Raw genomic sequence first — 12,284 nt, 5'->3', positions numbered from 1 at the left:
CTCGTGCGGGCCTTTTTTTGCCCGGAGATCCCATGGCGAACAAACAATCAGACGATCCACATCAGCCCGTGGCTGTGGCGGCGTTTCGTGATACCCGCTTCACCTCGCGGCAGATCTTCACGGCGGATCTGCGGCCGCTGCTGGTGGCGGTGGGACGCATAGAAGTGTCAACGAGCGATACCGACGCTGTCGCGTGCCTTGAGCGGCACCCCGATTTCGAGCGGCTGGAGTAGAGCCATGATCGGATTGGATCGCCGCACTGGGCTGCCGCTGTCGGGTGTGGCGCACCTGCGGCAGTCCATCGAAGACATCCTGACGACCCCCGTCGGCAGCCGTCGTATGCGGCCGGAGTATGGCAGCGACCTGCGTCGCTATGTCGACCTGCCGGTGAACGACGGCTGGAAGAGCGCCGTGCAGGCCGAGGTTGCGCGCTCGCTTGGGCGCTGGGAGCCACGCCTGCAGCTTGAACGGGTACGCGTCACGGCCGTTGTGGGCGGACAGATCACCTTGGAGCTCGCCGGGGTGTACCTGGGCGACAGCATGATTGTGGAGGTCAGCGCGTGAGCATGATCGATTTGACGGCGCTGCCCGCGCCGCAGGTGCTTGAGAGTCTGGATTTTGAAGAGCAGTACGAAGCTGACGTCAACGTGTTCCGCGCGCATATGGGCGAAGACTGGACGGCACAGCTTGAAAGCGATCCGGTGACCAAGCTGCTCGAAGTCGGCGCGTATCGCAAGCTGACGACACGAGCGCGGATCAACGATGCGGCCAAGTCCTTGTTGTTGGCTTACGCCCAGGGCAGCGATCTGGATCACCTCGCTGCCAACGTCAGCCTGCAGCGCCTGTTGGTTCAAGCCGAAGATCTGGTAGCGGTGCCCCCGGTGCCGGCGATTTTCGAGGATGACGAGGCGCTGCGCGAGCGCGTGCAACTGGTGTACGAGGGGCTCACCACAGCGGGTCCGCGAAACAGCTACATCCTGCATGCGCGCAACGCTTCGGGCCGGGTAGCAGATGCGACAGCCGAGAGCCCATCGCCAGCGGTAGTCGAAGTGACCGTACTGGCCCTGGAGAACGACGGCACTGCCCCGGCCGAGCTGCTGTCCACGGTGGAGTCTTATCTGAGTGCGGACGATGTCCGTCCCGTCGGTGATCGGTTGATTGTCCAGAGCGCTCAGATTCTGCCGTATCAGATCAACGCCAAGTTATTCATGTCGGGAACGGGACCGGAAAGCGAAGGGGTGCTTGCTCAGTGCCGTTCGCGCCTGGCGGCGTGGATCAACCCCAGGCGCCGCCTGGGTGTGGAGGTGGCCCGCTCGGCGATTGATGCGCAGTTGCACATTCCTGGGGTGAGCCGCGTAGAGCTGAAGGGCTGGACCGACATACGGCCGACCCGTTCGCAGGCGGCGTGGTGCACGACGTTTGTCGTGGAGCGGGGGTGACAGATGACGAGCCTGCTGCCACTCAACCGCACACGCCTCGAGCGCTCTGTAGAGGCTGCTGGGGCTGAAGAGCCGGCGATCATGCTGCGCCGTCTTTATGACCCGGACACCTGCCCGTCCGAGCTGCTGTACCTGCTGGCCTGGGCCTGGTCGGTGGACCGCTGGGACGATCGTTGGCCGGAACCGGTCAAGCGCTCGGTCATCCGCTCGTCGTTCTCCGTGCATGCCCATAAGGGCACGATCGGGGCGCTGCGGCGTGTCGTCGAGCCCTTTGGGTATTTGATCGAGGTGCTGGAATGGTGGCAGACGGTACCCCAAGGCGTGCCCGGCACGTTCGCGCTCAAGGTTGGCATAGCTGATGAGGGCATCAGCGAAGAAACCTATCTGGAGTTGACCGCGCTGATAGACGACGCGCGGCCAGTCAGTCGGCACATGACGGGGCTGGCAATCAGCCTTGAAGCCAGCGGCCGTTTTCATGTTGCGCTGTTGCTCGATCAGGGCGACGAGCTGGACGTTTACCCGCCCGCGCAGCGCGACATTCAGGTCACAGGCGCAGTGGGCCGTGGTGGCCGCGATCACACAATAGACACTCTGGAAATCTCACATGGCTGATCAAAACTCGCAGTTCTACGCCATTCTCACGAATGTGGGAGCGGCGAAGCAGGCAAACGCGGATGCGCTCGGTATCCCGTGGAAAATCACTCAGATGGGCGTTGGTGATGGCAATGGGGCTGAGCCTACGCCCAACGCAACACAGACGCGGCTGATCAACGAATGGCGCCGTGCGCCGCTCAATCAGTTGAAAGTCGACGACAAGAACCCGGCCATCATCGTTGCCGAGCAAGTCATCCCCGCCGAGGTAGGTGGGAAGTGGATCAGAGAGATCGCGCTGTATGACGCCGACGGCGACATGATCGCTATCGCGAACTGTCCGCCGACTTTCAAGCCGCTGCTCAATCAAGGTTCGGGCCGTACCCAGGTTGTGCGTATGAATCTGCTCGTTAGCAGCTCATCGAGCGTCGAACTGAAAATTGATCCATCAGTCGTGCTCGCCACACGCGAATACGTTGACAGGAGGATTCTGGAAGTCCTGCCGCAGGACAAGAAGCCAGGCACGTACACACAGGTCACAATCAACCAGCGCGGCATTGTTGTGGCTGGTGAGAACCCCACGACTCTGGCCGGCTATGGCATCACGGATGCGCTGTCGACTAAAGGAGGCACGCTGACCGGCAATGTGCAGATGACAGACACTTGCCGTCTTTACCTGTCCCCAGGTTCGGTGGGCTACTGGGCTTATGGCTTGTTCGCTGGCACCCCGAAGGATGTGAAGGCCGGCCTCGGTTTCTGGGGCGGTGAAGACGGCGTAGTCAGAACTGCGTTCCTCGGACTGGGAACTGACCCTTGGTATCTCGGGCCAGGTATCCGCGTGAAGCTCGACGGCACTGTCGAAGTAACCGGCACGCTAACCGGTAGTGGTGCCGGTCTGTCGGCAGTGCCGTTCGCTGCGCTGACCGGAGTGCCGAACACCTTGGCCGGGGACGGCATTGCCCCGGCCAGCCAGGTCGATGCTGAGACGGGGGCCGATACAAACAAGCCAATGACGGCGCTTCGCGTGTTTCAAGCCATTGCTGCCAAGGTTCTGCCTGCGACCGTCAGTCGTTCAGGCATCGCGGCGATCGCGTCTCAGAACGCTGTCGACAGTGGTGCAGATGACAGCTCTATCGTGACGCCGAAGACGCTCGCTGCACGCCTGCGCGCCTGGTGGCAAGGCGCGCAGGAAGGTGTGGCCGGGGTCATCCAACTGGCCACCCAGGCTGAGGTCAACGAGGGTTTCGATAACTCCAAAGCCGTGACGGCAAGGAAGCTGCGCGCCGGCGTGTCCTGGGCGTTTGGCAAGAACGGCTATGTCGCGCTTCCGACCTGGCTGGGCGGCTGGATCATGCAGTGGGGCATTGCCATGGGTGTGCCCCAGGCAACGAACTCGGCAAGCTCAATCGGCCCGACGCGTGACGTTCCGCTGTACGTCACGTTTCCGAATGAAGAGATGTGGGTTATCAGCAGCATGTTTTTCACCACGATGAACACGACGTCGGCATTTGCGCCGGGCGCCGGCTTCGTGTCGAGGTCGATGGTTCGCGTGCAAAACAACTATGTGTCGTCTGCGGGCGATATTGCTTGGATCGCGTTTGGTCGATGAGGGTAGGGCATGACCGCATTTTATAGTCCGTCTGAACAGGGTTTTTTCGATACACGGTTTCACAGCAAAGATCAGATACCCGCTGATGCGGTGGAGGTCGACGAAGACCGGCGCAGGGCCATCATCACCGGCATGTCGCAGGGGTTGTTGGTGCGGGTCAACAAGGCGGGTGCATGCGAACTGTTCGAGCCGCCCGCCGACCCGGCCGCGCTTGCGAATCTGGAGCGTGGTTGGCGTGATGGAGTGTTGGCTGTGTTGCTGAGCTTGCGGGACCGACACCGCGACCAGACCGAAATAGGCGCCGACACAACGTTGACGGGTGAGCAGTTCACCGAGCTACTGACATACATGCAGGCGCTGCGCGACTGGCCACAGTCGACTGACTTCCCCGACGCAACGCAACGGCCGAAGCCGCCGGCCTGGCTTGCTAAGCACACCTGAAACGCCCCGCACTGACGGGGCGTTTTCTTTTCTGCAGCACTTGGGCCTCGCAATTTCGCGGGGCCTTTTACTCTCTGGAGCAAACATGGCTGGATTCTTTCACGGTGTTACCGTCACTAACGTCGACACCGGAGCGCGCACCATTGCGCTGCCGTCGTCCTCGATCATCGGCTTGGTCGACACTTTCACACCCGGCGCTGATGCGTCGGCCAAGGCCAACGACCTGGTGCTGATCACCAGCGAGCGCGAAGCTGTCGCTGCGTTCGGACCGAATGCGCCGATCACCCAGGCGTGCCGGGCGGTGTTCACCCGCGCCAAGGCAGTGATCGTCGCGTGCGGTGTGGCCAAGGTCGACGCACCTGCCGAGCAGATCTCGGCGATCATCGGAGGCGTTCAAGCCGACGGCAAGCGGACCGGCCTGCAGGCGCTGCTCGACGGCAAAAGCCGGTTCAACGCCCAACCCCGGCTACTGGTCACCCCCAAGCACAGCGCAACCCAGGCAGTGGGTACCGCGCTGGTTGCGCTGGCCGACAAGTTACGCGGTGTCGCGATCATCGACGGGCCGAACACGACAGACGAAGCGGCGATAGCCTACGCGGGTGCCTTTGGCGCGAAGCGCGCCTATATGGTCGACCCCGGCGTCCAGCTGTGGGACACCGAGGCCAGCGCGACCGTCAACGCGCCCAGCTCGGCCTGGGTGGCCGGCCTGTTCGCCTGGACTGATCGTGAGTATGGCTTTTGGGCGTCGCCATCGAACAAGGAGTTCGTCGGCATCACCGGTACCGGTCGGCCTGTCGAGTTCCTTGATGGCGATGAAAGCTGCCGGGCGAACCTGCTGAACAACGCGAAGGTGACCACCATCATCCGCGATGACGGCTTCCGCCTGTGGGGCAACCGCACGCTGTCGAGCGATCCGAAGTGGGCCTTCGTCACCCGCGTGCGCACCATGGACATCGTGATGGACGCCATCCTCTACGGCCACAAGTGGGCGGTGGACCGCTCGATCACGGCCACCTACGTCAAGGACGTGACCGAGGGTCTGCAGGCGTTCATGCGCGACCTGAAGGCCCAGGGCGCAGTCATCAACTTCGAGGTGTACGCCGACGCCGAGCTGAACACGGCCAGCCAGCTGGAGCAGGGCAAGGTGTACTGGAACATCCGGTTCACTGACGTACCGCCTGCCGAAAACCCCAACTTCCGCGTCGAGGTCACCAACCAGTGGTTGACCGAAGTCCTCGACGGCCGCGCTTAAGGAGCAACTGAGATGGCAATGATTCCCGAAACCCTGGCCAACCTGAATCTGTTCGTCGACGGCGTCAGTTTCCAAGGCGATGTGCCGAGCCTGACTTTGCCCAAGCTGACGCTCAAGACCGAAGAGCATCACGCGGGCGGCATGGATATGCCGGTCGAGCTCGACCAAGGCATGGAGAAGCAAGAGGCGGCTTTCACCACCACCGGAGTCCGCCGAGAGTCGCTGAAGTTCTTCGGCCTGGCCGACGGTACCGCGTTCAACGGCACGTTCCGGGGCGCCTTCAAGGGGCTCAAGGGTGTGATCAAGCCCGTGGTGGTCACTTTGCGCGGCTCGCTCAAGGAAGTGGACCTGGGCGACTGGAAGCCGGGCGACAAGGCTGAGATCAAGCACTCGGTCGGTGTGACGTACTACAAGCTCGAAGTCGACGGCCGCGTGATCTACGAGATCGACGCGCTCGGCATGAAGCGCGTAATCGACGGCGTCGATCAGCTCGCTGCCCAGCGTCAGGCCCTCGGCCTCTAACCCAACCCATTACAAGGAACTGACACATGGCCAAGCCATTGCCCGCTTATCTCAATCTCGGCGCTGACAGCGTGATCGTGACGCTGAGCAAGCCAACCGAACTCAACGGCATTACCGCCGACAAGATCACACTGCGCGCCCCGACGGTGCGCGACATTCGCGCTGCACAGGCGACAGCCAGCGGCGACGAAGAGCAGACCGAGCTGAACCTGTTCGCCTCGCTGGCCCAGGTCGGCGTCAAGGATCTGGAAGGTTTGGCCCTGAAGGACTACACGCGCCTGCAGGCTGGCTACTTTCGCCTGGTGCAGGAAGACGAGCTTTAACGCTGCCCTGCAGAAGGGGCTGGCCAAGCGGCTGGCCCGTGAGTTCGGGTTTTCGCCTGCAGAAATACAGACCATGTCCTGGTCGGACATGGTCTGGTGGCTCACGGATTGAGCCGCACGGGAGGTAACAGATGACGAACAAGGTTTCGTTGTCGCTGGTGCTTGGCGGCGCCGTAGCGGCCTCTGTCGGTAATGCGTTCCGTACAGTGGAAGGCGGCATCGACAAGCTGGCGAAGAAAGGCGACAAGGCCAAGGTACTCAAGAGCACCATCGGCGAAACGATGAAGCTGCAGACGGAGTGGAAGCGGGCGCACGATACAGGTGCTGCCTCGGCTGACAAGCTGCTGCGCAAGTTGAACACCAACCTCGATGCGCTGCGCAAGCAAGGCGTAGAAGTTGGCCGGCTCGGGCATGAGTACCAGCGCCTGGGCCGTGAGGCGAAAGCTGCAGATCTGCAGGTGAAAGGTCATCAGCAGATCGCAGCGGGTCGGTCGTCGCTGAAAACCGCCGTGGGTGCGACGGCGGTCGGCGTTGGCCTGGCGGCGGTACCGACGAAGATCAGCGCGGACTATCAAGCGATCATCCGTGACATCGCGATCAAGTCTGACGCGGCGAACACGCCCAAAGAGGTGGAGCTCAGCCGTGCTGTGATCCAGACCTCGAGCGATACCGGCATGTCGCGCAACGATGTGGCGGATCTGATCAACCAATTGGTCGGTGCCGGCATGGAGCTGGATCAGGCCATGTCGTATGCCAAGGTCGCGTCCAAGTTCGCTGTGGGGCAGGGGGCCTCGGGCGTCGACACGGCGAGCATGATCATGGCGCTGCAGCAAAACGCCAAGATCACCGACCCCAAGATGATGCAGCAGGCGCTGGAGGCTATCGCGTTCCAGGGCCAGGCGGGGAGCTTTGAGGCCAACGACATGGCTAAGTGGTTCCCGCAGCTGCTGGCGGGTATGGAGAAGAACGGGATCACCGGCCTGGAGGCGGTCACCTCGCTCGGCTCGATGCTGCAGGTGCAGATGAAGACTGCCGGCAGTTCGGATGAGGCAGCGAACAACTTCAAGAACTGGATCGAGAAGATCGGCGCCGGTGACGTGGTTAAGGCGTACAAGGATGCCGGCATCGACTATCAAGCATCGCTCAACACCGGCCTGCAGAAGGGCATGAACGTCATCGAGGCGTCCATGGCTCTGGCCATGCAGTACGTCCAAGCAACCGATCCGGCCAAGGCGAAAAAGCTCAAGGACGCTCAAGCCAAGATCGACAAGGAGGTCGACCCGGAGAAAGCCAAGGCGGCGCTTGAGGCGCTGGAGAAGACCCTGCGCACGGGTGATCTGTTCGCGGACATGCAGGTCAAGGCGGCGCTCACCGCCTACGGTCAGAACCGTGGGTTGTACAACGAGCTCAAGGCTGACTCGCAGAAAGCCACGGGCATTCTGGACAAGAACCTGGCCGAGCGGCGCGAGACCTCCGCGCAGATCTGGTCCGAAACGCTGCAGGCGGTTGATGACGGCATGCGTAGCGTGGGGGATGCGATCCGGCCTGCGACTGATGCGTTTGCCAAGGGCGCCAAAGCTGTGGCTCAAGCCTTGACGTGGCTGAGCGACGGTTTCCCGATGGTTGTTCAGGGCATCGCGGCAGTGACAGCGAGTATCGCAGCTCTGGTCACGGCGCGCAGCGCGTTGAAGATCGGGCGTGGTGTATGGAACCTGGCTCGCGGCCGCGTGATGGAGCGCACAGCAGGTCGTGCCGGTGCCGGTGCGGATGCAATCCCCAGCACTGGAAACTCAGTGGTCGACGCCGGGCTCGGGGCGCTGGGCAAAGTGCTCGGCGCCCCGGCCAGCAACGATCCAGTCTCGCCATCGGGTGGCGAGCCCCTAAAGGTGTTCGTGGTTAATGCCGGCGCGCTGGGGGGAATAGGAGGCGGCCCAGGCGGTGATGGCCCAGGGCGGTCCCGGCGCAGTGGTCGTGCCGCGCGGCGGGGTCGTGATGGCCGGCTCGCCCGGTCGGGGCGGCGCGGGGCTGGGCGTGCAGTAGCGCGTTCGCCAATGCCAGCCGTTCCAGCAGTGACTACGGCTGCACCGCTTGCAGGGGCTGCACAGCTGGGCCGGTTCGGCAAAGTGCTGGGCATGGCTGGTAAGGCGTCGAAGCTGGTCCCAGGCGGCGCGGTGCTCGAATCGGGCATGAAAGTGCTCGACACAGCGCTGACGGCAGACACTCAGGACGAGAAGGCGGAGGGCTACGGCTCAGCCGCTGGTGGCTTGGCCGGTGCTTTGGCTGGTGGCGCTGCCGGTGCGGCCATTGGCTCGGTTGTACCGATCATCGGCACGGCCATCGGCGGGGCGATTGGTGCTGCCCTGGGCAGTATGGGCGGCGACTCGGTCGGTGGCTGGCTGGGTCTGAAGCTGTTCGGTGAAGACAAGCCGCAGGCGGTGGCCAAGGCGCCCGGCGAGGTTGCCCGCGACCTGGCAGCAGCAGCGCCGCCTGTGCCGAGTGCCGAGCAGTTGGCCAGCGTAGCGGCGCCGGCCAAGCCAGCTGCACCGCAGGTTGATCAAGCGTTCACCTTCTCGCCGTCCGTGACGCTGACGGTGCAAGGGGATGTCAAGGATCCCGCGGCAGTCGTGCGTTCGGCCGAGGCCACCCTGCGCAGCATGTGGGATGGCTGGCAGCGGGACGCAGGTGCGCGAATGGCCTCGGGCCGACTGTATGACTCACCTGATGTTGCATAGGAGGCGCAATGGCATATGAAGAACAACTGACGCGGGTGCTGTCCTCGATCGTCGCGGCCGGTGAGGCCGGTCGCAATGGGCCGGGCGGGATGCTCGACCCGCTGAACTTGGCCGTAATGGGCATGACGCTCGCTGCTGACGAGCTGGAGCGGCGTGCGTCACTGGATCCGCAGAGGGGGGCGAAGCTGCAGCGCGGCTTGCGGGCGATCCGCGCCGCGCAAGGAGTTGCGACTCAGGTGGCGAACAAGGGCGGGCCGTCTACCCCAGGCACGACGGCGGTGCAGGGAGTGCTCACGGTGCTGGGCTCGCAGACGGGACGAGCCAGCTCGGCCGCCAATCGCATCGCGGGGCAGTTGGGTAGGACGCCCGGTATCCTGCCGACGGGTGCGATCAAGCCGGCAGGCTCGTCTGCATCTGCAGCGGTGAAGCCGTTCGCTCACCTGCTGGTGATGCAGCCCATGAAGCCCGGTGGCCGCACGTTTTACTTCAACCTCGACACGGCGGCATTCGACGAGCTCAGTCGCAAAACTGCGTACCGTTGGCAGGGTCAGGAGCGGCTGTCGCGCGATATTGCGCAACAGGGAATCGGGCAGGGTGAGGATCGTCTGACGATCAAGGGGGCGATCTTCCCGACGTTCAAAGGCGGGATCGGCCAGCTCGATGCGTTGCGGGGTATCGCGCGCGAGCTCAAGCCGATGATGCTCACTACCGGCTACGGCTCGGTGCTGGGCAGTTGGTGCCTGATCAGCGTTGACGAAGAGCAGTCGTCGCTGCTGGCTGGCGGCATCCCGCGCAAACAAACCTTCTCGCTGGAGTTCGTGAAGTATGGCGTTGACATGCAGAACGTCTGACGGGGATCTGCTCGACAGCCTGTGCCAGGCGCACTACGGCCACTTGCGCGGCACCGTGGAAGCGGTGCTGCAGGCCAACCAAGGGCTGGGCGATGAGCCGCAGCCGTACCGCGCCGGGGTTTTGATCACCCTGCCTGACCTGGCAGAGCCCGATGCCGAAGAAATCACGCTGTGGGACTGACCCTGTACCCATTCACCGAGCCCCGCTGATGCGGGGCTTTTCGTTACTGGAGGGCCAATGAAACCGATGTTTCGCATCGTCGCGGATGGCCGGGACATTACGGCGCTGATCAACGACCGACTGCTGTTGCTGCGCACGAAAGACAAACCTGGCATGGAATCGGACGAGTTCGAGCTGCACATCGATGATCGCGAACAGGCGGTCACGCTGCCCCGGCGCGGCGCCAAGATCGAGATCTTCCTCGGCTACGAAGGTCGCACTCTGGCGCGCTTGGGCAGCTATGCCGTCGACGAGCTCGAGCTGACCGGCCCGCCCGACACCCTGACTCTGCGCGGCAAGGCGAGCGACATGCGCGGCAGCGGCAAGACTACGCGCAGCGGCAGCTGGGAGAACGTGCCGCTCTCGCAGATCGTCAGCGACGTGGCGGCACGCAACGGCTGGAAGCCTGGCTGCAACGTGCAGACGAAGGTGCCGCGCGTCGATCAGCGCAACGAGTCGGACTTCAATTTCCTGACCCGCTTGGCCAAGCAGTACGACTGCACGGCCAAGGTCGCCAACGGCCAGCTGCTGGTGATGCCCCGCCAAGGGGGCACAACCCCTGGAGGCAAGTCTTTCGGGGCGGTGGTGATCCGGCGTGAAGACGTGGCGCGCTACTCGTTCCACCTGGGTGACCGTAGCTCGCAGAAGGCGGTGAAGACCAAGCACCAGAACAAGAAGACCGGCGTGCTCAAGACGGTGGAACTGAACAACGACGACGCGCCTGCCGGCGTTCCAGCGGTGCACACCGACCGGCACGTCTATCCCGATCAGAAGGCTGCCGAGCAGGCCGCCCGGGCGCGGCTGGCTGCATTCAACCGCAGCACGGCCGGTGTGCGGCTGGAGATGATGGGGCGTACCGACCTGTTTGCCGAGCGCTCGATCAACGCCCAGGGCTTCAAGAATGGGCTGGATGGTGAGTACCTGGTCGACGGCGTCGAGCACACCTTCAACGGCTCCGGATGGACGACGGTCGTCGAGTGCAATGGCGGCAAGAAGGGCAAATCGAAGGCCAAGGGCAAGAAGAAAAAAGCGACCAAGCCCATGCGCACGGTGGACGTTAAACCCAACTGATTCATAAAGGAGATACACACGATGGCAGTCACAGAACAGCAACTGCAGCAGATCCTCCCGAACGCCGGCCGCCAAGCCGGCGTTTTTGTTCCTGGGCTCAATGCGACCATGGGCAAGTACGGCATCGTCAGCCGCCTGCGCATGGCCGCATTCCTCGCGCAGATCGGTCACGAGTCGGGCCAACTGCGGACCCTGAGTGAAAACCTCAACTACCGCGCCGACCGCATCCGCCAGATCGGGCAGAGCTCGCCTGCCGGCAGCCGGTGGCGATCCCTGGTACCACGCGCCGATGAACTGGCCGGCAACCCGGAGCGCTTGGCCAATGCGGTGTATAGCGGACGAATGGGCAACGGACCCGAAGTCACGGCTGATGGCTGGCGGTATCGCGGGCGGGGGCTGATTCAAGTCACCGGCCGTGACAACTATGCCGCCTGCAGCGAGGCGCTATTCGGTGACAGCCGCCTGCTGAGCACACCGGAACTGCTAGAGCATCCAGTGTATGCGGCGATGTCGGCGGGCTGGTTCTGGCAGAAAGCCGGCCTGAACACCCTGGCGGACCTAGGCGATCTGCTCACCATCACCAAACGCATCAACGGCGGTACCAGCGGCTTTGATGACCGCAAAGCGTTGTATGCGCGAGCGCTTGAGGTGCTGCAGTGATTTCGCCGGGTGTTCGCCTGGCAATCCTTGCGCTGCTGCTGGGCGCCTGCGTAGGTGCTTGGGCAGGCTGGACCTGGCAGGACTGGCGCTACGGCCAGCAACTGGCCGAGCAGGCCGGCAGCTATAAGGCTGAACGTGAAGCGGCAGCGGCGGCGGTGATCGCGCAGCTGCAGGTTCATCAGGACCAGCGTGAAGCATTGGAAGCGCGCCTGGCCACTTCGGCACAAACTCACTGGAAGGAGATGAATGATGCACAGAGCGCTCAGGCTCGTCTGCGTGACCGGCTCGCTACTGCTGATCAGCGGCTGTCAGTCTTACTCGACGCCACCTCAACCCCGGATCGTGGCTGTGGGCTGCCAGAAGCCCCCGCCACCGGAGGCGTGGTACATGGCCCCGTACGCGCCTACCTTGACCCAGCGCATGCTCAACGAATTGTCGCCATCACCGACGAAGGCGACCGAGCCATCATCGCCTTGAAGGCCTGTCAGGCCTACGTGCGGCAAGTGACACTGCAGTAACTAGCAAACAGGCGAGCCGGGTGGATGTCTCAACATCCACCCGAGCCCGCCCTCT

15 protein-coding genes are annotated in these 12,284 nt (G+C 63.4%); all 15 read left to right on the top strand.

The window, feature by feature from the left end; translation table 11 throughout:
- The first annotated feature begins 32 nt into the window (after positions 1 to 32).
- The 15 genes from ACK2SD_RS15010 to ACK2SD_RS14940 all read left to right on the top strand — a co-directional run bounded on the left by ACK2SD_RS15010 (position 33) and on the right by ACK2SD_RS14940 (position 12,229).
- Positions 33 to 233: a hypothetical protein gene (locus ACK2SD_RS15010; RefSeq protein WP_412460187.1), complete on the top strand. Its 201-nt coding sequence runs from the start codon at positions 33 to 35 to the stop codon at positions 231 to 233.
- 4 nt (positions 234 to 237) lie between these two features.
- Positions 238 to 564, top strand: a complete 327-nt coding sequence (locus ACK2SD_RS15005) for a GPW/gp25 family protein (RefSeq protein ID WP_200138242.1) — start codon at positions 238 to 240, stop codon at positions 562 to 564.
- Positions 561 to 1,439, top strand: a complete 879-nt coding sequence (locus ACK2SD_RS15000; RefSeq protein ID WP_412460186.1) for a baseplate J/gp47 family protein — start codon at positions 561 to 563, stop codon at positions 1,437 to 1,439. Before ACK2SD_RS15005 ends, ACK2SD_RS15000 begins: the two co-directional genes overlap by 4 nt.
- A 3-nt stretch (positions 1,440 to 1,442) precedes the next feature.
- Positions 1,443 to 2,051: a phage tail protein I gene (locus ACK2SD_RS14995; protein WP_200138240.1), complete on the top strand. Its 609-nt coding sequence runs from the start codon at positions 1,443 to 1,445 to the stop codon at positions 2,049 to 2,051.
- Positions 2,044 to 3,639, top strand: coding sequence for a phage tail protein (locus ACK2SD_RS14990; RefSeq protein ID WP_412460185.1), 1,596 nt, complete (start codon positions 2,044 to 2,046; stop codon positions 3,637 to 3,639). The genes ACK2SD_RS14995 and ACK2SD_RS14990 overlap by 8 nt, the downstream gene beginning before the upstream one ends.
- Positions 3,640 to 3,648: 9 nt before the next feature.
- Positions 3,649 to 4,080: a phage tail assembly chaperone gene (locus ACK2SD_RS14985; protein WP_412460184.1), complete on the top strand. Its 432-nt coding sequence runs from the start codon at positions 3,649 to 3,651 to the stop codon at positions 4,078 to 4,080.
- An 85-nt stretch (positions 4,081 to 4,165) separates the two neighbouring features.
- Positions 4,166 to 5,332 carry a phage tail sheath subtilisin-like domain-containing protein gene (locus ACK2SD_RS14980; RefSeq protein WP_412460183.1) on the top strand — a complete coding sequence of 389 codons (1,167 nt, stop codon included), beginning with the start codon at positions 4,166 to 4,168 and terminating at the stop codon, positions 5,330 to 5,332.
- Between the two features lie 12 nt (positions 5,333 to 5,344).
- Positions 5,345 to 5,854 (top strand): phage major tail tube protein, encoded by a 510-nt coding sequence (locus ACK2SD_RS14975; RefSeq protein ID WP_412460182.1) that lies wholly within the window; start codon positions 5,345 to 5,347, stop codon positions 5,852 to 5,854.
- Between the two features lie 26 nt (positions 5,855 to 5,880).
- Positions 5,881 to 6,177, top strand: coding sequence for a phage tail assembly protein (locus ACK2SD_RS14970; protein WP_412460181.1), 297 nt, complete (start codon positions 5,881 to 5,883; stop codon positions 6,175 to 6,177).
- Between the two features lie 131 nt (positions 6,178 to 6,308).
- Entirely contained in the window at positions 6,309 to 8,909 is a 2,601-nt protein-coding gene (locus tag ACK2SD_RS14965; RefSeq protein ID WP_412460180.1) for a phage tail tape measure protein, read from the top strand.
- An 8-nt stretch (positions 8,910 to 8,917) separates the two neighbouring features.
- Positions 8,918 to 9,760, top strand: a complete 843-nt coding sequence (locus tag ACK2SD_RS14960; protein WP_412460179.1) for a phage tail protein — start codon at positions 8,918 to 8,920, stop codon at positions 9,758 to 9,760.
- On the top strand, positions 9,735 to 9,941 hold the full coding sequence (locus ACK2SD_RS14955) for a tail protein X (RefSeq protein ID WP_304482691.1): 207 nt from the start codon (positions 9,735 to 9,737) through the stop codon (positions 9,939 to 9,941). Before ACK2SD_RS14960 ends, ACK2SD_RS14955 begins: the two co-directional genes overlap by 26 nt.
- A gap of 57 nt (positions 9,942 to 9,998) precedes the next feature.
- Positions 9,999 to 11,051, top strand: coding sequence for a phage late control D family protein (locus tag ACK2SD_RS14950; protein WP_200138234.1), 1,053 nt, complete (start codon positions 9,999 to 10,001; stop codon positions 11,049 to 11,051).
- A gap of 21 nt (positions 11,052 to 11,072) precedes the next feature.
- The gene (locus tag ACK2SD_RS14945; protein WP_412460178.1) at positions 11,073 to 11,711 is read left to right on the top strand and encodes a glycoside hydrolase family 19 protein; all 639 of its coding nucleotides are present in this window, start codon (positions 11,073 to 11,075) and stop codon (positions 11,709 to 11,711) included.
- The gene (locus tag ACK2SD_RS14940) at positions 11,708 to 12,229 is read left to right on the top strand and encodes a lysis protein (protein ID WP_412460177.1); all 522 of its coding nucleotides are present in this window, start codon (positions 11,708 to 11,710) and stop codon (positions 12,227 to 12,229) included. Before ACK2SD_RS14945 ends, ACK2SD_RS14940 begins: the two co-directional genes overlap by 4 nt.
- Positions 12,230 to 12,284: the final 55 nt, after the last annotated feature.

This window comes from Pseudomonas sp. SC11, assembly GCF_047039205.1.
Taxonomy (GTDB): Bacteria; Pseudomonadota; Gammaproteobacteria; order Pseudomonadales; family Pseudomonadaceae; genus Aquipseudomonas; species Aquipseudomonas boreofloridensis.
Note: the sequence above shows the minus strand (reverse complement) of the source record. Positions and strands in the feature narration are given on the sequence as shown.

Bases quoted from the DNA above. Each gene is read 5' to 3' on its own strand.
- ACK2SD_RS14965 (WP_412460180.1), top strand. From the start codon at position 6,309: ATGACGAACAAGGTTTCGTTGTCGCTGGTGCTTGGCGGCGCCGTAGCG.
- ACK2SD_RS14955 (WP_304482691.1), top strand. From the start codon at position 9,735: ATGGCGTTGACATGCAGAACGTCTGACGGGGATCTGCTCGACAGCCTG.
- ACK2SD_RS14945 (WP_412460178.1), top strand. From the start codon at position 11,073: ATGGCAGTCACAGAACAGCAACTGCAGCAGATCCTCCCGAACGCCGGC.
- ACK2SD_RS15010 (WP_412460187.1), top strand. From the start codon at position 33: ATGGCGAACAAACAATCAGACGATCCACATCAGCCCGTGGCTGTGGCG.
- ACK2SD_RS14950 (WP_200138234.1), top strand. From the start codon at position 9,999: ATGAAACCGATGTTTCGCATCGTCGCGGATGGCCGGGACATTACGGCG.
- ACK2SD_RS14990 (WP_412460185.1), top strand. From the start codon at position 2,044: ATGGCTGATCAAAACTCGCAGTTCTACGCCATTCTCACGAATGTGGGA.
- ACK2SD_RS14975 (WP_412460182.1), top strand. From the start codon at position 5,345: ATGGCAATGATTCCCGAAACCCTGGCCAACCTGAATCTGTTCGTCGAC.
- ACK2SD_RS14970 (WP_412460181.1), top strand. From the start codon at position 5,881: ATGGCCAAGCCATTGCCCGCTTATCTCAATCTCGGCGCTGACAGCGTG.
- ACK2SD_RS14960 (WP_412460179.1), top strand. From the start codon at position 8,918: ATGGCATATGAAGAACAACTGACGCGGGTGCTGTCCTCGATCGTCGCG.
- ACK2SD_RS14995 (WP_200138240.1), top strand. From the start codon at position 1,443: ATGACGAGCCTGCTGCCACTCAACCGCACACGCCTCGAGCGCTCTGTA.
- ACK2SD_RS15005 (WP_200138242.1), top strand. From the start codon at position 238: ATGATCGGATTGGATCGCCGCACTGGGCTGCCGCTGTCGGGTGTGGCG.
- ACK2SD_RS14985 (WP_412460184.1), top strand. From the start codon at position 3,649: ATGACCGCATTTTATAGTCCGTCTGAACAGGGTTTTTTCGATACACGG.
- ACK2SD_RS14980 (WP_412460183.1), top strand. From the start codon at position 4,166: ATGGCTGGATTCTTTCACGGTGTTACCGTCACTAACGTCGACACCGGA.